Below are 19,681 nucleotides of genomic sequence, written 5' to 3'. Positions count from 1 at the left end.
TTGCCCTCGTCACTCGTGTCCTTTCCGTCTGCGCTGCGTGGCTCCGCGCCGGGCGAGCGCCCGCTGCTGCGCGCGGGCACCGAGCCCGGACGCGGCCTTTCCTGGGGTGTCAGTGGGGGTGTCTGTTGCCGCGCCCGACCCGTCGTTCGGCGTGGCGGCAAAGTCCATGCGCTCGATGAGGGCACCGGCCAGGCCGGTGATCGTCGGGTAACCCCAGATGAGCGCGGCCGGCAACGTGATCCCGAGGCTCGCTTCGAGCCGGTTGCGTAATTCCAGCGCCATCAACGAGTCCAGGCCGAGTGATTCCATCGCCTGGTCGTGGTGCAGCGGTTCCGTGGAGCGCAGCACCGTCCGGATCTCGTCGGCGATCGCCGAAGCCAGCCGGGCCGGGCGCTCGGCCGGATTGGCCGCGTCGAGTTGCGCCCGGATCCGGCCCGGGGCCGCGGTCGCCTCGCTCGTGCCGGCTGCCGCAGATTCGGCGAGCCGGGCGAACAACGACGACGTTCTGGTGGCCGGGAACGACTGAAACCACTGCTGCGCGTCGAGACTGAAAACCCCGGTGTGCGCGCGGTTTGCGGCAAGCACGCGCTGCATGGCCGCCATCCCCTCGTCGGCGGTGATCATCGAGATCCCGAGGCCGGCGAGGAACTGGGCGCGCCCCACCTCGGCCCAGGGACCCCAGTTGATGCCCACGGCAGGCAATCCCAGGGAGCGCCGGTGATCCACCAGGCCGTCGACCCACGCGTTCGCCGCGGCATAGGCGCCCTGTCCGGGCGTACCCAGCAAGGAGGACGCCGACGAGAACGTCATCCACCAGTCCAGCTCGAGATCCGCGGTGGCCGTGTGCAACCACCAGCTCCCGGCGACCTTCGGTGAAAAGACCCGCGCGGCGGCCGCTTCGGTCATGTTGAGCACGATCTCGTCGGCAAGCACCACGGCACTGTGCAGCACACCGGCCGGCGCGAAGCCGGCGTTCCCGAGCGTGCTCAGGAGTTTCGCCGCCGTGCCCGGTTCGGCGATATCGCCGGTGACGACCTCGACCCGGGTACCCGCGGCGGCGAGTTTCTCGATGGCTGCGGCGGTCTCCGCACTCGGCGCCGAACGTCCGTTGAGGACAATCATTCCCGCACCCTGGGCGGCCAGCCACTGCGCGAAGACCAGGCCGAGGCCACCCATGCCGCCGACCACGACGTATCCGCCGTCGCGGCGGACCAGCGGCGGTGCTGCGACTACCGCTTCGGTCCGGCCACCGGCCGGAATCGCCAGGACGATCCGGCCGTGCTGGGCACCGGATTCCATCAACCGGAAAGCGTCGGTCGCGGCTTCGAAGGGGAACTCGGTGACCGGCAGGACCGGCAGCGCGCCCGCGGCGACATGGCCCAGGATCTCCTGCAGGAGTTGCTGGTACCGCTGCGGGCGCAGCTGCAGATTCATCTCGAGGTCGACGACGGAGAACGACGCGCTCCTGGCCAATGCGGCCAGCCCCAGCGCCGAGTCGATGTCGATACCCTGCGTGCCGAGTTCGATGAACCGACCGCCGGGCGCCAGGATCTTCACCCCGCGCCGGATCGCCTCTCCCGGCAGGGAGTTCAGCACGACATCGACTCCGTACCCGTCGGTGGCGTGCAGAATCTCGTCAGCGAAGTCCAGGCTGTGTGAGTCGCCGACGTAGTCGACGCCGAGTTCGCGCAGCTCTTCGCGCTGGGCTGCCGAACCTGCGGTGGCGTAGATGCGGGCGCCGACCAGTTTCGCGACCGAGACGGCCGCCCGTCCGGTGTCGACGGTGGCGGAGTGGATCAGCACCCGCTCACCCGGGGCCAGGCGGCCGACCTCGCACAGCGCGTGCCACGCGGTGAGATACGCGATTCCGATCGAGGCGGCCTCCGCGTCCGGTAGCCAGGCCGGCGCCGCGACCACGAGGTCGGCTCGGGTGGTCAGATGGGTACCTAACGCGCCTGCACCGAAAGCGATCACGCGCTGGCCGACCGCGACGGTGTCGACATCGACCCCGCAGGACTCCACCACGCCGACGCACTCGAAGCCAAGGGTACCGGTCTTGAGAAGGTCATTGGCATTGAGACCCGTTGCGATAACCCGGATTTCGACCTGATCGGCCGCCGGCGGAGTCCGCGTCTCGAGGTGGACCGCGAGGATGTCCAGCTGCCCGGGATGATCGATCCGCAGCCCGGCGGTGTCGAGGCCGGCGAGGTCGACGACTGTGCGACGGGGTTCCACCACCAGCTCACCGCCCGCAGCGGTGGGTGCGGGTACCAGCCGGTTGACCGACCGGCGCCCGCTGCGCAACGCGACCTCGTCGTCACCCGGGGCGGCGAGCAGCTCGGCGATCAGCGCTGGTGCCGACGTGGCGCCTTCGGCGTCGACGTCGACGATCGTGGCCTTCAACTCGGGGTGCTCGAAGATCAGCACTCGGACGATGCCGCGAAGTTCGGCCTGCGCCAATGTGACTCGCTCACCGGCGGCAAGCACCTGGGCACCGCGGGTGACGACCCACAGCCGCGGGCCGGGCTCGGTGGCCGCCGCCAGCTTCACGATGTCGGATACCAGCAGGGTGCGCGACTGCGCGAGAGCCAGTTGCTCGACGTCGGTGAGCGCTTCGTCCACCGACCGGGGCGGGCAGGCGACGACAACGGCATCCCAGCGGATGTCCTTGCGCGCCAGAGCTTCCCGCAGTGGACCCAGGTCGTCGGCGGGCACGACGTGTCGATGCGTATCCTCGGGCAGCCCGGACAGCAGTGCGGCGTCACCGACCACCAGCACGGCACCGAGATCCCCGGCCGCCCGCTCAAGTGCCACCGGTTCCCATGCGGTGGTGAACAGCCCGCTGCCGTGCCCGGTTCCGGCCCGGGCAGCCTGCAGGACCGCCATGTCGACTTCGTCGATCTTCAGCAGCACCTGCCCCTGGGCATCGGCGAGGAAGACCTGCCCGACAAAGCGGTCCGCACGTGCGGTCGCCCGCAGCGTGGCGATCGCGCGGACACCGGTGGTCAGGTCGCCGTAGACGCGGACGCCGGCCAGTCGGACCGGCAGGATCATCGCGGTCTCGGCCCCGCCCGCGGCTTGAGTCGAGTCGGCCAGCGCGGCTGCGCCGAGAGTCTGCATCGCGATGTCCATCATCACCGGGTGCAGGATGAACCGGCGGGCCGCGGTCTTGGCCGACGACGGCAAGTGGACTGCGGCGCTACCCACTCCGGAGTCGGAGACGGCCAGAGAGACGATGCCCTGGAACGCCGGTCCGTGCTGTTGGCCGGCGCTGCGCAACGTGCGGTACAACTTCTGCGGATCGAGCTCGGTGAGCTCTCCGATCGTCGGCGGTTCGCCAGCTGACTGCCCGTCGCGTTCGAGCGTCGCGGTGGCGTGCATGGTCCAACCGGAACTGCCGGTGCGCGATCGGATTTCGACCCTGGGCTTGGACTCGTCGCCGTGCAGCGTGGTCACGACGGTCGTGTCGCCGGCCACCAGCATCACCTGATCCAGGCTCAGCTCGCGGATGGTCCAGGGCTCGCCGTCGGCGCCGAACGCGTCGGTCACGGCGGCGAGCGCCAGCTCCGCGTACGCCGCCCCGGGCAGCACACAGGCCTCCCCGACGCGGTGGTCGTTGAGCCACAACATATCTGGGCCGAGGGTGCTCTCCCAGATCCGGCTGCCGGTCGCCGGATCCGTCACACCGTAACCCAGCAGCGGGTGGCTGCCCGGCCTGATAGTGCCGGCGCCGACTGCGATCCGGTGGTGGGTGTGATGCCAGGGGGTGAAGGGCAGGCCCGTGCGGCGGCCCGCGGGATGGTCGCTCCGCGGTGCCCGGATGGTGTTCAGGGCGGTATGAAAAGTGACGGTGTCGTCGGCATCGCGTGCCATGGCGCCCAGGCTGTGATGGTGGCTGCCGGCCAGGGTGTCGGAGATGGCGTGGGTCAGCAACGGGTGCGGGCTCATCTCCACGAACGAGCAGTATTGCGCACCCGCGGCGGCGATCGCCTGGCTGAACCGGACCGGGTTGCGCAGGTTGGCCACCCAATGCCGGGCATCGAAAAGCGGTGTGGCACCGGCATTGTCGACAGTGGACAGGATCGGGATACGCGGCGGTTTGGGGGCCAGCCCGGCCAGCTCCACCTCCAGTTCCGCCAAAATCGGGTCGATGGTCGGATGGTGCGAGGCCACGTCGACGTCGATGCGCCGGGCGAGGCGGTCCTGGGCCGCAACCTGGGTGATCAACGCGTCGACATCCGCCGGCGGCCCGGCGATCACCGTCTGGCGCGGTGAGGCGTACACGGCGACCGTGACCTGTGGGCAGTCGGCGATGAGCGTCTCGGCGGCGGCGGCGTCCAATTCCAGCAGGGCCATGGCGCCCTGCCCGGACAACCGCGACATCAACCGCGACCGGGTCGCGATCACCCGCAGGCCCTCCGCCGGGGTCAGCGCGCCCGCCACCACGGCGGCGGTGACCTCGCCCATCGAATGTCCGATCACCGCATCGGGTTCCACACCGGATGACCGCCACAGCGCGGTCAACGCCAACTGCACACCGACCAGCGCCGGCTGGACCTGTGCGATCCCGGTCAGCGCCTGGCCGCCGGCGAGCACGTCATGCAGCGAAAACCCCGTCTGGGCAACGAAATCAGGCTCCAGCTCGGCGACGGCCGCGGCGAACGCCGGCTCGTCGGCCAGCAGCTGCCTGGCCATCCCCGCCCACTGCGAACCCTGACCGGAGTAGACGAACACCGTGCCCGAACCGCACGGCCCGTCGTGCGGCGCCACCAGGCCGACCGCCGGTTCACCGGCGGCCAACGCCCGCAGCCCCGCCACTGCCTGGGCGTGATCGCGGGCGGACACCGTGGCGAACCGGGGATAGCGGGTGCGGTGCCGGTCCAGTGTGTGGGCGACATCGGCCAGCGGCACCTGCGCCCCTGGGCCCGTCAGCCAGTCCGCGAGCACACCCGCCAGCGATGCCACCCGATCCGAAGACTTGCCCGACACCACCAACGTGGACACCGCAGGCGGAGTAACGCTCTCCACGGCAACAGCCTCCGGTGCCTGCTCCAACACGATGTGCGCGTTGGTACCCGAGACGCCGAAGGATGACACCCCGGCACGACGGGGCCGGCCGGTCGCCGGCCAGTCCCGCCCCTGGGCCGCCACGCTCAGACAGGATGCCGACTCGGTGGCGTGCGGGGTGAGCTGGGCGAAGTTGAGGTGCCGCGGGATGTAGCCATGGTGCAGGCTCAGCACAGTCTTGATGAAACCGGCCACGCCGGCGGCAGCCTCCAGATGCCCGAGGTTCGTCTTCACCGAGCCGAGGATCAGCGGCTCCGAGCTGCCTCGGTCGGCGAATACCTGACCCAGCGCTTCTAGCTCGATCGGATCACCGAGCGGCGTGCCGGTGCCGTGCGCCTCGACATAGTCGATCTCGCTGGGCGCCAACCGCGCCGAAGTCAGCGCCTGCCGTAACAACGCCTGTTGAGCCGGGCCGTTGGGCACGGTCACACCGCTACTGGCGCCGTCCTGGTTGACCGCCGAGCCCCGCACCACCGCCAGCACCCGGTCGCCGTCGCGTTCGGCGTCTTCGAGGCGCTTGAGCACCACGACGCCGCACCCCTCGCTGCGGACATAGCCGTCGGCGCCGGCGTCGAAGGTCTTGCACTGGCCGTCCGCTGCCAGCATCCCCCAGCGTGAGCAGGCGATGCTGGCGCCCGGGCTGAGCATCAGATTCGTGCCCCCGACCAGCGCGGTGTCGCTCTCGCGGCTGCGCAGGCTCTGGCAGGCCAGGTGGATCGCGGTCAGTGACGACGAGCAGGCGGTGTCCAGGACCATGGCCGGGCCCCGCGCGCCGAGGAAGTAGGCCAGGCGGCCCGCCGCGAAGTTCGCCGAGTTTCCGGTCAGGACGTAGGCGTCGAGCTCTTCCTGCGCGATACCCGACAGCGTCAGCATGTAGTCGTAGGCGGTCTGGCCGACGAAGACACCGGTCTGGGTACCGCGAATGGTCCGCGCCGGTATCCCGGCGTCCTCCAACGCTTCACAGGCGACCTCGAGGAGTAGCCGCTGTTGCGGATCGATCGCCGCCGCCTCGCGCGGCGAGATGGCGAAGAATTCCGCATCGAACTCGTCGGGCTGCCAGGACGTGAGGAAACCACCCTCCCGGTTGTTGATCGTGCCCGGGACGGTGTGGTCGTCGGAGTAGTACGCGTCGGCGTCCCAGCGCTGCGCCGGGACCCGGACGATGCCGCTGCGACCGTCTTTCAGCAGTTCCCAGTACTGGTCGGCGTTGTTCACCTCGCCGGGAAAGCGGCACGCCACACCGACCACGGCGATCGGTTCGGTGCTGGATTTCTCGGCAATCTCCAGACGCGACGAGAGGTCGTCGATCTTGCGGAGCGCGTCGGTGATGATCGCGCGGGCCCGATCAGGTGTTGCGGTGGTCAATTCGAGCGCCTAGCCCTTCGCAAGTCTGTCGGCAAGTTGTTGCAGCAGATCGTCTTCCGACAGGTCGTCGTACTCATCGGCGGGGGCGCCGGCAACGCTCGCGGCGTCCGCCAATTCGGGAAGAATGCCCGCCAGGTGATCGGTCAGGGACTCGACGTTCGGGTAGTCGAAGACGACCGCCGGGGTCAGGGATTCGCCAAGGCTCGCACTGAGGCCACGCGAGAGTGTGACGCTCATCAGCGAATCCATGCCGAGCTGGAAGAATCCCGCGGCCGGATCCAGGATCTCCGACGGCGGCAGGCCCAGCACGGCCGAGGCCAGCCCGCCGATATGGCCGGCCAGGAAGTCGCGGCGCCCTTCGGGTGCGCAGTCGCGCAACGCTTTCCGGAATTCGGTGTCGGCCGCGACACCGGTGCCGGACCCACCCGCACCGCTGCTGTCGTCGGCCAGCACCTCGTCGACGATGCGCAGGGCCCCACGAGTCCGGTACGCCGCGGCCAGCAGCGGCCAGTCAGCGTCGACCACGACGGACCGCACCGGGGCGTCACTTCCGAGCACGACCGACAACGCGCGGATCGCCACCTCGTCGGGCATCGGCTCAAGCCCCGAGTCCGACGTCACCTGACTGGCTTGGGATTGCAGATCCGCCAACGACTTCCACAGTCCCCAGTTCACCGCGGTGGCCGGCAGACCCAGGTTGCGCCGGGCCTGGGCCACGGTGTCGAGGAAGGTGCTGGTCGCCGTGTAGTGGGCCAGCCAGCGCGATCCGAGTAGACCCGAGATCGAGGAGAACAGCACGAAATGGCGGACCGCCGCACGCAGCGACAGGGTATGCAGGACGGCCAGTGCGTCCAGCTTCGGCCGGAACATGGCGGTGATGTCGCCGTCGCTCATATCCGACAGCGCGACGGGGCCGCCCGCAAACGCCGCCAGGTAGATGCCCTCCAGCGCAGGGAGTTCGGTGCCGAACCGCTCGAACAGCGCGGCCATCGCGGTCGCATCGGCGGCATCGGCGGCCACCGAGATCAGTGTCGTTCCCGTCGCCGCCAGTCGGCCCGTCAGCTCCTCGAGGCGCGCACCGGGGTTGCGCGACACTGCGACGATGGTGCCGGCGCCCATCTGCGCCAGTTGCTGGATCAGGTGCGGACCGATGTGGCCGGTCGCCCCGATGACGAGGTGGCTGGTGTCCGAGCCGAAAGCGGCCGTCGGCACCGGCACCGGTACTCGCCGCAAGCGGGGTACGTGCCGTTCACCGGCCCGGTAGACGACCTGGTCCTCACCGTCGGTCGCGTGGGCTTCGTCGCGCACCCGCTGCGCAGTCAGGACGGCGGGCATCGAGTCGTCGACATCGATGACGCGGCCCCATATTTCGGGGGTCTCCAGTGCGAGGGTGCGAGCCAGCCCCCATAGCACGGCGTGGCTGGGGTTGGCGCGGTCTCCGTCGGCGACCGGTTGGGCGTTGCGCGTGACGATGAACAGCCGCGGCGGCAACGGCAGCGACAGTAGTTCTTCGACAAGGGCTTTCGCCTGGTTGAACAACGCGTAGGCCGACGCGACGTCGATCGCACTGCCGGTGACCGCAGGCGCGAACAGGACGTTGTCGACCTCGGCCAGCGCAGCGCCACTACCGAGCTCGGCCTGCAGATCATCGTCACCGACGACCAGCCAGCTGCCGGCGCCTGCGCTTTCCGCGGCGGGCAGTGGGGACGTCGGCCAGGCCGGCTCGTAGAGCCAGTCGGCTGGGATCGGACTGCTTTCCCCGGCCAGCGCCCGCCGCCGAGCGGGAGCACCAAATCCCCTGGTGGACAATGCGGGTGCGATATCCATCCAGTGCCGAGTATGACGCCAGGGAGTGGTCGGGACGGTGGGATGCGGCTCCGGCAGGTGCTCGGCCCTGGGCGGACGGACCGTGTAGGTAGCGTTGAGGTTGGTGTGGAATGCGACGGTGTCGTGGGCGTCACGCGCCAGCGTGCCCAGACTGTGGTGATGGTCGCTGCCCGTCTCCGGCGCGTCCAGAGTTTCGCCGATCGCTTTGGTCAGCACGGGATGCGGGCTGATCTCGATGAAGGAGCAATGCTCGGCGCCGGCCTCGGCAATGGCTTGGTGGAAGCGCACCGGGTTGCGGACGTTCGCCACCCAGTGCTCGGCGCCGAAAAGCGCTGCCGAATCGGCATTCTCGACCGTACTGAACACCGGTATCCGCGCTGTTCGCGGGGACAGACCGGCAAGAGCGTCCCGCAACTGCGCCAGGATCGGGTCCATCATCGCGGTGTGGGAGGCCACCTCCATGTTGACCCTGCGGGCGAAGGTGTTCTGCGCGCGGGCCGTGGCGATGACGGCATCGACCGCCTCCGTGGGGCCGGCGACCACGGTCTGGCGCGGCGAGGAATACACCGTCACCGTCACTCCCGGGTAGTCGGCGATCAGTGCCTCGGTGGCGGGGGCATCGAGTTCCAGCAGAGCCACCGCGCCTTTCTCGGTCAGCTGGGCCATCAGCTGGGACCGGGCGGCGATCACCTGCAGCCCCTCGGCCGGGGTCAGCGCGCCGGCCACCACGGCGGCCGATACCTCACCCATCGAATGGCCGACCACCGCATCCGGTTCCACGCCGTAGGAGCGCCACAACGCCGTCAGCGCCAGCTGCATTCCGACCAGTACCGACTGAACCCGCACCGACCCGTCCACCGGTTCGCCGTTGGCCAGCACATCGCGCAGCGAAAAGCCCAGCTGCGCAACAAAATCCGGATCCAACTCCGCGATCGCGGCGGCGAACGCCGGTTCGTCGGCCAGCAACTGCCGGCCCATCCCGGCCCACTGCGAGCCCTGACCCGAGTAGACGAACACCGTGCCGGAGCCGCACGAGCCCTGGTGCGGGGCGACCACGCCGGTGGCGGACTGCCCCGTCGCCAGCGCCCGCAGGCCGGCCACCGCTTCGGCCCGGTCCGCCGCGCACACCGTGCCGAAGGTCGCTTCGTGGCTGCGGTGGTGATCGAGGGTGTGCGCGATGTCGGCCAGCGGGACCAGCGCGCCTGCCTCCGTCATCCAATCGGCCAGCATGGTGGCCGTCTCGGCCATGCGTTCGGTGTTCTTGCCGGTCACCACCAGCGTGGTGACGGCAGGCACCGTCGCGGGGCGTGGCGGTGAACCGACCTTCGGGCCCTGCTCGAGCACCACATGCGCGTTGGTCCCGCCGAAGCCGAATGACGACACCCCGGCGCGGCGCGGCCGGCCCGTCGACGGCCACGGCGTCGCTTCGTCGACGACCTTCAGCCGGAGCTCGTCGAACGGGATGTGCGGGTTGGGCGTCTCGAAGTTCTGGTTGGCCGGGATGGTGCCGCGGTGCAGCGCGAGCGTCGTCTTGATCAGCCCGACGATGCCTGCGGCGGATTCCAGATGGCCGAGGTTGGACTTGACTGCGCCGGCCAGCAGCGGGGCGTCGGGGCGCCGGCCGCGGCCGTACACCGTGCCGAGAGCTCGCGCCTCGATGGGGTCGCCGAGCAACGTCCCGGTGCCATGCGCCTCGACGTAGTCGATCTCGGCTGGCTTGACGTCGGCATCGGCGCAGGCAGCCCGCAGCACGGCAACCTGGGCGGCCGGGTTCGGTGCCATCAGCCCGTTGGATCGACCGTCCTGGTTGACCGCCGAGCCGCGGACGACGGCGAGCACCCGGTCGCCGTCACGCAGCGCGTCGGAGAGGCGTTTGAGGACCGCGACGCCGCACCCCTCGCCCCGGACAAAACCGTCGGCTGCGGCGTCGAAGGCGTGGCAGGCGCCGGTCGGCGACATCGCTCCGGCCGCGTCGAGACTGCCCGTCACGATGGGCGAGAGCAGCAGGTTCACCCCGGCGGCCAGCGCCAGCTCGGACTGGCCGGTTCGCAGGCTCTGGCAGGCCAGGTGAACCGCCACCAGCGACGACGAACAGGCGGTGTCCACGGTGAGCGACGGTCCGCGCAGGTCGAGGAAGTAGGACAGCCGATTGGCGATGATGCTCAGCGCACCGCCGGTGCCGGTATAGGCGTCGATGCCGCCGAGGTCGCGGGCGGCGAGGTAGCCGTACTCGCTGACGCTGGCCCCGGCGAAAACGCCGGTCTGCGAACGCCGCAACGTTTCGGCCGGGATCCCGGCGTGTTCCAGCGCCTCGACGGCGACTTCGAGCAGCAGGCGCTGCTGTGGATCGATATGGTCGGCTTCCAGCGGCGTGATACCGAAGAACTCGGCGTCGAAGCCGGCGATATCGCTGAGAAACGAGCCCCACCGGGTGGTCTTCGCCAACGCCGCCGACGTCTCGGGCGAGCCGTCGTCGAACGCCTGCCACCGCTCATCGGGCACCGAGCCGACTGCCGAGCGACCGGCGGCCAGGAAGTCCCAGAGGGCGTCGGGACCCAGAATATCCGCGTCGCCACCGGGCAGCCGGCAGCCGAGTCCGATGACCGCGATCGGCTCGTTGAGTGCCGAGCCCGCGGTTGCGGCCATCACGGCCGGGGTCTCGACCTCGGGGTGGACCAGCGCGTGGACCAGGCTGTTGAGCGTCGGGTTCTGCCAGAAGTCCACCGGCGAGACCGGACGGCCCAGCATCTCCGAGAGTTCACCTGACAACACGACCGCATCGCGCGAGCCCAGGCCCATCTCGTTCAACGGAGCGTCGAGCTTGATCTGGTCGGGACTGCAGCCGATGGTGGTGACCAGATAGTCGACCAACCAGTGACGAAGTTCGGCTTCCTGATCGTCTGCTTCCTGATCGCCGGACGAGGTCATACCTGCCTCTTCACGCTTCTCGAGAGGTGCCGACGGGGGAAACCCCGCCGGCCTGGGTGGCGGCCAGCGCCCGCTCTTCGATCCACTGCGCCAGGTGCGGCAGATTGCTGTTGATGTAGAAGTGGTCCCCGACGAATTCGGTCAGGTCGAACTCCGACGTCGTGCGCTGTGCCCACGGCGACATCAGTTCGGTGGTGGCCAGCTCGTCGTCGTCGGCCATCAGCGCGTGGATCGGGCAGGACACCTTCGCTTCAGCCGGGCTCTCGTAGGCCGCGACCGCCTTCAGCCCGCGCAGCGTCGGCAGAATCGTCGCCGCGAACTGCTCGTCGTTGAGGAACTCCGGGTTGACCCCGGTGACCTGGCTGACCAGCGCCAGCAACTGGTGGTCGGTGCCCTGGACGTTGGCGACGCGCCGCAGTAGTCCGGGGGCGGGCGAGGCCGAGACGAACAGCGCCGAGATGGGGTTGCCCGCCTGCTCGAACCTCAGCGCAAGCTCGAAGGCCAGCAGCGAACCCATGCTGTGGCCGAAGAATGCGATCTCTCCGCCTGGGGTTTCCTCAGGCTTGAGCATCCTGGCCAGTTTGTCGGCGAGCTCGGTGATGCCGACGTATTGGGAAAGATCCTTGCCCGCCTTCTTGCCCGGATACTGGACGGCGACGCACTTCACCCCAGCGCCGAAGGCCCTGGCCATCGGTACGTAGAAATCTGCCGAGCCGCCGGCATGCGGGAAGATGTAGAGCCGCGGCGGGCCGCCGGCGTTGGCGCCGTTGGGCGTACCCGAGGTCATACGGCTTCGTCGAGGCGGACGAAATTGTCCAGCCGGTAGCGGTCCAGGCACGCGGAGCGGCGCACCTTGCCGCTCGTGGTGATCGGGATCGCGCCTTGCGGCACCAGGACGATATCGGCCACCCGAAGGCTGTGCGACTGCGAAATGGCAGAGGTGACACGTCGTTTGACGTCCCGGAGGCGGTCTTCCCGGTCATCGCGGGAGGCGCCGTCCTTCAATTCGATGATGGTCACCAGGTGTTCGGTGCGCTCGTCCGGGATGGCGATCGCCGCGACGCGTCCGCCGGTGATCTCCTGGACGGTCGCCTCGATATCGTCGGGATAGTGGTTGCGCCCGTCGACGATCAGCAGATCCTTGATCCGGCCGACGATGAACAATTCGTCATCGGACATCACGCCGATGTCACCGGTCCGCAGCCAGCCCTCTTCCGGGGTGCCGGAGCCGGGGTTGACGATGGTGCCGCCGAAGGTGCGCTCGGTCTGTTCGGGGTTGCGCCAGTAGCCCATCGCCACGTTCTCGCCGTGCACCCAGATCTCCCCCAGCGCGCCCGCCGGGTTCTCCCGTCTGGTCTCGGGATCGACGATCCGCACCGCGGATGCCCGTCGCGTGCCGTAGCTGACCAGTTCCGTACCGCCGGCCGCGGTGTTCTCGCAGCGCTTGGCGTGCCCGGCGGAGAGCTTCTCGTACTCGAATCGGACGGTTCTGCCGGCACATTCAGGTTCTGGGGTCGCGACGTAGACCGTCGCCTCGGCCAGACCGTAGGAGGGCCGGACCGCCGTCTTGGCGAGATTGAACTGCGCAAACCGGTCCGCGAACCGCACCATCGTCGCGGAGTGGATCCGCTCGCTGCCGCTGATGATCCCGGACACGTTGCCGAGATCGAGCCCGGCCAGATCGGCGTCCGTCGTGCGCCGAACCGCCAACTCGAAGGCGAAGTTGGGAGCTGCCGAGAAGGTATGGGGATTCTTGGCCAGCTCCTGCATCCACCGGGCCGGTCGCTGCAGGAACGCCATCGGGCTCATCAGGACGGCGCGCACCCCACACTGGATGGGCGCGCAGATGCCGTGGATCAGGCCCATGTCATGGAAGAACGGCAGCCACGAAATGACCGTGGTGTCTGCGGGCGGGGCGCCGCCGTTGTCGGCGAAGTAGTCGGCCATCACCTGTTCGAGGTTGGCGATGACGTTGCGGTGCGAGACCATCACGCCGGCGGGCAGCCGCGTGGAGCCCGAGGTGTACTGCAGGTACGCCGGCCGGGTCCGCGGCTGGCGGACGGGTTCGGACTGGACCGGCGTCTCCAGGTCAAGGGCATCGACTTCCACGACGCTGACCGCCGAACGCCCGCCCGCGGCGGAGTACTCCCGGACGATATCGGCGACGGCCGACGTCGTGAGGATGACGGTGGGCTCGGAGTCGCGTAGCGCCGCGGACACCCGTTCGTCATGCGAGCCGAGCAATGGGACGGACAGCGGGACACCGATGAAGCCCGCGTGCAGGGAAGCCAGGAACGCGACGACATAATCCAGACTCTGCGGCGCGATGATCGCGACCCGGTCACCCGCCGCGCCGTGCAGCTTCAGCTCTTCGGCGACGACCTGCACCCGTTGATACACCTGGGCCCAGGTGAGGGTCTCGGCGAAGCCGGCAGGGTCGACGTCGTAGTCGATGAAGGTGAATGCCACCTGGTCGGGCTGCTGTACCGCACGGTCCCGCAGCAGTGTGGAAAGTGTCGACTCAGTTGCGGGCATTCGCTCTTCAGCCCCCTCGGGTTGTTGTGTTCGGGCACCGAGTAGCCGGCATCCGGGGTGCAGTGAGGTACGCCCGGCGACGCCGTTGTCACAGGGTCCCCCGACCCGAATGTGCGTGCGTCCGCCTGCCTAACCGCTCGCACTAGGCACCGTACGCGATTTTTACGTCCACGTCAGCGACTCACCTGCACACTATGGCGCAAGTATCGACACAGCAAGTGTCGAGGTGACCCGCAAACGTGGAGTGGTTAGCTAGTCGGCTTTTTAGAAGGTTTGCAGACCAGCTTGGAGCATTGAGTCCTTACCGACAACGGTTGTTGTCAATAGTGTGCCGAAGTAGCTGAAGAAAAATTACTCACAGGTAAGCTGATGTTTCAGCGCAGCGCCTGATCCAGGTCGGCGAGCAGGTCGTCGGTCCCTTCCAGGCCCACCGAGATCCGCACGACGCCGTCGCCGAGGCCGATCGCGGCCCGGCCCTCGGGGCCCATCGCCCGGTGCGTGGTGGTCGCCGGATGGGTGATCAGCGACTTCGCATCGCCCAGATTGTTCGAGATGTCGATCAGCCGCAGCCGGTCCAGCACCTCGAACGCGCGCTGCTTACCGCCGCCCTCGGGAGCGTCGAGATCGAAGGTGACGACGGTGCCCCCGCCGGACATCTGCCGCCTGGCCAGGTCGTGCTGGGGGTGTGACGGCAGATAGGGATAACGAGCCCAGCGCACCGACGGGTGGCCCTCCAGGAACTGCGCGATCTTCAGTGCCGATTCGGTGCTGTAGTTGACGCGCACCGCAAGCGTCTCCAGCCCCTTGAGCAAGGTCCAGGCGTTGAACGCACTGAGCGCCGGACCGGTGTGTCGCATCAACGTCTGCACGGGACCGTCGATGTACTCCTTGTCCCCGAGGATCGCCCCGCCGAGCACCCGGCCCTGGCCGTCGATGTGTTTGGTTCCCGAGTAGACCACCACATCGGCCCCGAGCTGCAAACCCTGCTGCAACAGCGGGGTGGCAAAGACGTTGTCCAGCACTACTTTCGCACCGGCGGCATGCGCCAGTTCACTGACGGCGGCGATATCTACGAGTGACTGCATGGGATTGGACGGAGTTTCGAAGAAGACGGCTTGCGTCGGCTTGCTCAGCGCCGCTTCCCACTGCTCCAGATCCTCGCCGTCGACGAAGACCGTCTCCACACCCCAGCGGGGCAGGATCTCGTTGCACACCACGAAGCAGGACCCGAACAGACTGCGGGCCGCCACCAGCCGGTCGCCGGCCCCCAGCAGTGCCCCCAGCGAAGTGAAGACCGCAGCCATCCCGGTCGCCGTCGCGAACGCGGCGGGCGCCCCCTCGATGAGGCGGAGCCGTTCCTCGAACATCGAAATCGTCGGATTGCCGTACCGCGAGTACACATAGCGGTCGATATCGCCGGTAAAGGCCTGCTCAGCGGCGCCGGCCGACTCGTAGACATAGCCCGAGGTCAGGTACAGCGCCTCGGCGGTCTCCTCGAAACCCGACCGGAGCAGGCCGCCGCGCACGCCGATGGTGGCCTGACTGACGCCCTCGGGCAGCGGCGCCGGCACCCGTACCGACGGCTTTCCGTCCGGCGTCCGATCGGGCGAGCGGCCGCTCACGACTGTTTCCACGGCAGGCCGACGGCACGCCATCCGGTGGAGCCGCGGTGGTGATTCTGGTCGAGGTTGCCCTCGAACCCGTCGAGCACGTTGTAGGACGGCGCGATACCCGCCGCGGTGGCGGCCTCCGCCGCACCGATCGAGCGGTTGCCGGAGCGGCACAGGAAGATCACCGGGCGGTCCCCCGGGGTGACGCCGGCGCTGGTCAGGTCATCGACGAAGTTCTCGTTACGCCGGCCGTCGCTGCCGTTCCACTCGATGTAGACGACCTCACGACCGAGTCGGGACAGATCGGCGACCCCCACGAAACGCCATTCGGCATCGGTTCGACAGTCCACCAGAACAGCTTCCGGATTGTCTTCCAGCATGTTCCAGGCCTGCTCAGGCGTGACGTCTCCGGCGTAACTCACAATCTCGAGTTTTCCACAGTTGACTGCAGTCGCGGGGCGCAGGGCGGCGCAGGTGTCCGGCGCGACCTAGGCCGCGGTGGGCGAGCAGACCTTCCACACGCCGTCCTCACGGGTGAACGTCGTCGGGGTGTTGATCTTGTCGTCGGGCGCCTTCTCGAAGTGGTAGATCACGGTGCCGGTGGCGTGGTCACCGTCGACGGCAACCCCGGTTACCCCGTCGACATACCGCGCACCGTGCTTGGCTACCGAATCCCGTTGCCTGGCAACCATATCCGCCTCAGTACCGACCACGGCGGCGCAGGTGTAGCCGCGCAGATCGGGATAGTTCTGCCGCTGAAGGGCATCGTTCTGGGCGATCGCGGCCCGCGACACCTGGTCCTCCTCGCTCAGTCCGTCACCGCGGTTCAACGCGAAGAGACCGATGACGATCAGGACGACGATGATGATCACCAGCGCCGCCAGGAACGGCAGCGGGCTCGAGCCGGTACTGTCCTGCGACTCGTCACGCCGACCGATCACGTGGACTTGCCCACGTGCCACACCTTGCGCAGCGCGGTGGAAGCCTGTCGGACCCGATCCCTGGCCCTGATCACATCCGGAGCGGTGGCCAGCGCCAGACCCAACCGGCGGCGCGGCTTGCTGAACGCGGCCGGAGCGGCGTGTGCGGGGAACACCCGGACATCGCTCTCGGCCACCCGCAGCGCTTCGGCGAGTGCCTCGGTCAGGCCGCGCTCACCCTGCGCCGCGCCCGCGGCACCGAACACGACTTCGGCCGCACCAGGGGAAATCATGATGGTGTCCACCGGCAAGCCGAGGATTGCCCTGGCATGCAGTTCGAACTCGGACAGGCGTTGCGATCTCAGTGTCACCAGCCCGCTGTCGTGCGGATGGCCGCTGATATCGGAGAAATACACCTCGTCGCCGCGGACCAACAGTTCGACCCCGAACACGCCGCGACCGCCGAGAGCGTTGACGATGCGAGCCGCGATCGACCTCGCCGCGTCCACCGCCGCCTCGCTCATCTGCTGCGGCTGCCATGACTCGAGGACCACTTCGCCGTCGAATCCCTCGACCCGCCGATGTCCGATGGGTTCGCAGAAGTGCAGGCCCTTGGTGTCCTTGGTGCGCACCGTCAGCAGGGTCACCTCGTAGTCGATCTCGACGACCGTTTCGACCATCACCCGGTTGTGGGTGATGCGCCCGGCCACCGAAACCGCACGCTGCCAGGCGGGTTCGACATCGTCGGGGCGCAGCAGAACCGATTGGCCCTCGCCCGGCAATCCCACCAGCGGCTTGACCACCAGCGGGAACCCCGCGTGCTCGGTGATGGCGGTCAGCTCGTCGACCGAACCGGCGAACCAGAACGGCGCGGTCGGCAAGCCGAGCTCATCGGCCGCGAGCCGGCGTAGGCCCTCCCGGTCGAGGGTCAGCAGTACGCTGCGCGCGCTGGGCACCACCTCGGTCAGTCCGCGGTCGGCGGCGGTGGCCAGTACGTCGGCGGCGATCGCGTCGGTGGCCGGCACGACGTAGTCGGGGCGCAATCGTGCGATCAGCGCGGACAGCTCGTCGGGGTCGGTCAGCTGTGCGACGGCGGTCTCGTCGGCCAGGCTGTGGGCGGGCGCATCGACATACTCGTCGACCGCGATGACCTCGGCACCGAGTCGCTGGAAGGCCACCACCAGCTCACGGCCCAGCTCCCCCGCCCCGAGCAGCATCACCCGCGGTGCAGGCCGGGGTGGTTCCGCCGGTCCGGGCTCGGGGCCGGGCTCTGCAACGTCGGCGTCGGCGTCGGCATCGGCGGACTCGGCTTCGATGCCTGCCTCGTCACTGGTGACCTCGTCACTGGTGACGAAGCTCGCCGGCTCATGGACGGACTCGGTCGTTTCCTCGTCGGTCATGCACTCAACTCCAGGTCGACATAGCACCAGCGCCAGGTTTCGCCCGGCTCGATCGAGCGCATCACGGGATGCTCAGTGGTATGGAAATGCGTGGTGGCGTGGCGGTGTGGACTGGAATCACAGCACCCGACATGCCCGCATGAGAGGCACATCCGCAGATGCGCCCAACTGGATTCACCTGCCTCCGCGCATTCCTGGCAGCCAGGGGTGAGCTGGGTGGGCTGGTCGGCATCCAGCGCCGCCGACAGGTGTTCGCAGCCGGTCTCCGGGACTGGTGTGGCCTTGCGCTGGCGCGAGCGTCTCATCGCGGGCACCTGGTTGGGGAATCCTGCATGCTGCTCACGGGGTTGCGTCCAACGACAGACATCTGTCCAAGGATAGGTGCCCGAGCCGAACACCAGCCCCAGGGAGGTTTGACCGCGTGAACGCCGAGCTGTTGGCCGTGTTGGTGGCCGCTGTCCTGCTGTCTGCGCTGGCCCGCCGGTTCAACCTGTCCTCGCCGTTGGCGCTGGTGGTGGCCGGTCTGCTCGTCGGGCTGATTCCCGGGGTGCCCGCGGTCGCCTTGGATCCGAACCTGGTGTTGTTCGTGGTCCTGCCTCCGCTGCTGTGGTCGGCGGGGTTGGAGAGCTCGTATCTGAACATGCGGCGCAACATCCGCGCGATCGGCCTGCTTGCCGTCGGGCTGCCGCTGGCCACCACATTCGCGGTGGGTTTCGTGGCCTATCGCACGGTGCCCGACCTGACCGTGGCGGGCGCACTCACCCTCGGCGCCATCGTCGCGCCACCGGATGCGGTCTCCGCGACCGCGATCGGCCGGCGGCTGGGCCTGCCGCGGCGGATGATGACGCTGCTCGGCGGCGAAAGTCTGCTCAACGACGCCACCGCCCTGACCGCATACAAAGTGGCGCTCGCGGCGGCTATCGGTGCGGCCTCCAGCTGGCAGCACGGTCTGGCCACCTTCGGGCTGGCCGTCGTCGGCGGCGTCGCGGTGGGCGGCGTGCTGGGCAAGCTCATCGTCAATATCCGGGCCCGCCTGGACGACCCGCTGGTCGAAAGCGCGATCGGGCTCGTGGCGCCGTTCATCATCTACCTGCTGGCCGAGGAGATCCACGGTTCGGGAGTGCTGGCCGTCGTGGTGGCCGCCCTGTTCCTCGGGCAGCGATCCACCACCGCCGGGTACGCCACCCGACTGCAGGACGACGCGGTGTGGCGGGCTCTGCAGCTGGTCCTCGAATCGTTCGCGTTCCTGCTGATCGGCCTGCAGCTGCCCAAGGTGATCAGCGAGCTGCACGGCATCTCGTTCTCGGTACTGGCGATCTCGTCGGTGGCCGTCCTGGCCACGGTGATCGTGGTGCGGATCGTCTGGCTGTTCCTGTTCGCCTACGTGCCGCGGATCATGTTCGCGCACATCAGGGAACGCGAACCCGCGCCCACCCCAGCGCAGATATTCGTGATCGGCTGGGCCGGGATGCGCGGGGTGGTGTCGCTGGCCGCGGCGTTCGCGGTGCCGTTGACGACGCTGTCCGGGACGCCGTTCTCGGGCCGGCCGCACCTGGTGTTCCTGACCTTCGTGGTGGTGATCGGCACGCTGCTGCTGCACGGGCTGACACTGCCGTTGTTGATCCGCAAGCTCGGTATCCGGGGCGATGAAGCACACACCGACGTGGTCCGCGCTGCGGCAGCGCAGACCAGGGCCGCCAATGCGGCAGGCAAGCGGCTCGACGAGCTAGTCGCCGAACAGAAGGAGAGCGGCGAGCCGCCGGATGTCTACGAGCGCGCCGCCGAGGTGCTGAGGCGCTGGAACACCCGCCGCGGGGAGGCCGCCTGGGAGCAGCTGGGCCGGCCCGAAGGTGATATCGGCGAAGGCCCCGCGACGGTATTTCGCAAGTTGCGCCTCGAGATGCTGGCGGCCGAGCGGGAAGTTCTCATCAAGGAACGCGATGACGAGCGCATCGACGACGAAGTGCTCCGATCGCTGCTCCACGGGCTCGATCTCGAAGAGGCCACGCTCAACCGGGACTAGCTCAGT

At 68.7% G+C, this 19,681-nt stretch carries 10 protein-coding genes; 1 reads left to right on the top strand and 9 read right to left on the bottom strand.

The window, feature by feature from the left end; all coding sequences use genetic code 11:
- Positions 1-9 precede the first annotated feature (9 nt).
- The 9 genes from H7J73_RS29670 to H7J73_RS29630 form a co-directional block, all read right to left on the bottom strand.
- Positions 10-6,432, bottom strand: coding sequence for a type I polyketide synthase (locus tag H7J73_RS29670; RefSeq protein WP_264071398.1), 6,423 nt, complete (start codon positions 6,430-6,432; stop codon positions 10-12).
- 9 nt (positions 6,433-6,441) lie between these two features.
- The gene (locus H7J73_RS29665; RefSeq protein ID WP_264071397.1) at positions 6,442-11,187 is read right to left on the bottom strand and encodes an SDR family NAD(P)-dependent oxidoreductase; all 4,746 of its coding nucleotides are present in this window, start codon (positions 11,185-11,187) and stop codon (positions 6,442-6,444) included.
- 10 nt (positions 11,188-11,197) lie between these two features.
- Positions 11,198-11,974, bottom strand: coding sequence for a thioesterase II family protein (locus H7J73_RS29660; protein WP_264071396.1), 777 nt, complete (start codon positions 11,972-11,974; stop codon positions 11,198-11,200).
- Positions 11,971-13,722, bottom strand: a complete 1,752-nt coding sequence (locus H7J73_RS29655; protein ID WP_264071395.1) for an AMP-binding protein — start codon at positions 13,720-13,722, stop codon at positions 11,971-11,973. Before H7J73_RS29655 ends, H7J73_RS29660 begins: the two co-directional genes overlap by 4 nt.
- Before the next feature lie 374 nt (positions 13,723-14,096).
- Positions 14,097-15,377 (bottom strand): O-succinylhomoserine sulfhydrylase, encoded by a 1,281-nt coding sequence (locus H7J73_RS29650; RefSeq protein ID WP_264071394.1) that lies wholly within the window; start codon positions 15,375-15,377, stop codon positions 14,097-14,099.
- Positions 15,341-15,754 (bottom strand): rhodanese-like domain-containing protein, encoded by a 414-nt coding sequence (locus tag H7J73_RS29645; protein WP_264071393.1) that lies wholly within the window; start codon positions 15,752-15,754, stop codon positions 15,341-15,343. Before H7J73_RS29645 ends, H7J73_RS29650 begins: the two co-directional genes overlap by 37 nt.
- Before the next feature lie 66 nt (positions 15,755-15,820).
- Positions 15,821-16,273: an Rv0361 family membrane protein gene (locus H7J73_RS29640; RefSeq protein WP_435405601.1), complete on the bottom strand. Its 453-nt coding sequence runs from the start codon at positions 16,271-16,273 to the stop codon at positions 15,821-15,823.
- Complete coding sequence (gene purT, locus H7J73_RS29635; RefSeq protein ID WP_435405600.1) at positions 16,270-17,652, bottom strand: formate-dependent phosphoribosylglycinamide formyltransferase; 1,383 nt, start codon at positions 17,650-17,652, stop codon at positions 16,270-16,272. Before purT ends, H7J73_RS29640 begins: the two co-directional genes overlap by 4 nt.
- Positions 17,649-17,957 (bottom strand): UBP-type zinc finger domain-containing protein, encoded by a 309-nt coding sequence (locus H7J73_RS29630; RefSeq protein ID WP_264071392.1) that lies wholly within the window; start codon positions 17,955-17,957, stop codon positions 17,649-17,651. Before H7J73_RS29630 ends, purT begins: the two co-directional genes overlap by 4 nt.
- Positions 17,958-18,073: 116 nt before the next feature.
- Here H7J73_RS29630 and H7J73_RS29625 point away from each other — a divergent pair, with 116 nt between their 5' ends.
- Entirely contained in the window at positions 18,074-19,675 is a 1,602-nt protein-coding gene (locus tag H7J73_RS29625; RefSeq protein WP_264071391.1) for a Na+/H+ antiporter, read from the top strand.
- Positions 19,676-19,681 lie beyond the last annotated feature (6 nt).

It is taken from the genome of Mycolicibacterium komossense (genome assembly GCF_025822605.1).
Lineage (GTDB): Bacteria > Actinomycetota > Actinomycetes > Mycobacteriales > Mycobacteriaceae > Mycobacterium > Mycobacterium komossense.
Note: the sequence above shows the minus strand (reverse complement) of the source record. Positions and strands in the feature narration are given on the sequence as shown.

What these genes read in the sequence shown, in the direction of transcription:
- H7J73_RS29655 (WP_264071395.1), bottom strand. Translation starts at nt 13,722, where the DNA reads ATGCCCGCAACTGAGTCGACACTTTCCACACTGCTGCGGGACCGTGCG.
- H7J73_RS29665 (WP_264071397.1), bottom strand. Translation starts at nt 11,187, where the DNA reads ATGACCTCGTCCGGCGATCAGGAAGCAGACGATCAGGAAGCCGAACTT.
- H7J73_RS29650 (WP_264071394.1), bottom strand. Translation starts at nt 15,377, where the DNA reads ATGGCGTGCCGTCGGCCTGCCGTGGAAACAGTCGTGAGCGGCCGCTCG.
- H7J73_RS29630 (WP_264071392.1), bottom strand. Translation starts at nt 17,957, where the DNA reads ATGAGACGCTCGCGCCAGCGCAAGGCCACACCAGTCCCGGAGACCGGC.
- purT (WP_435405600.1), bottom strand. Translation starts at nt 17,652, where the DNA reads ATGACCGACGAGGAAACGACCGAGTCCGTCCATGAGCCGGCGAGCTTC.
- H7J73_RS29660 (WP_264071396.1), bottom strand. Translation starts at nt 11,974, where the DNA reads ATGACCTCGGGTACGCCCAACGGCGCCAACGCCGGCGGCCCGCCGCGG.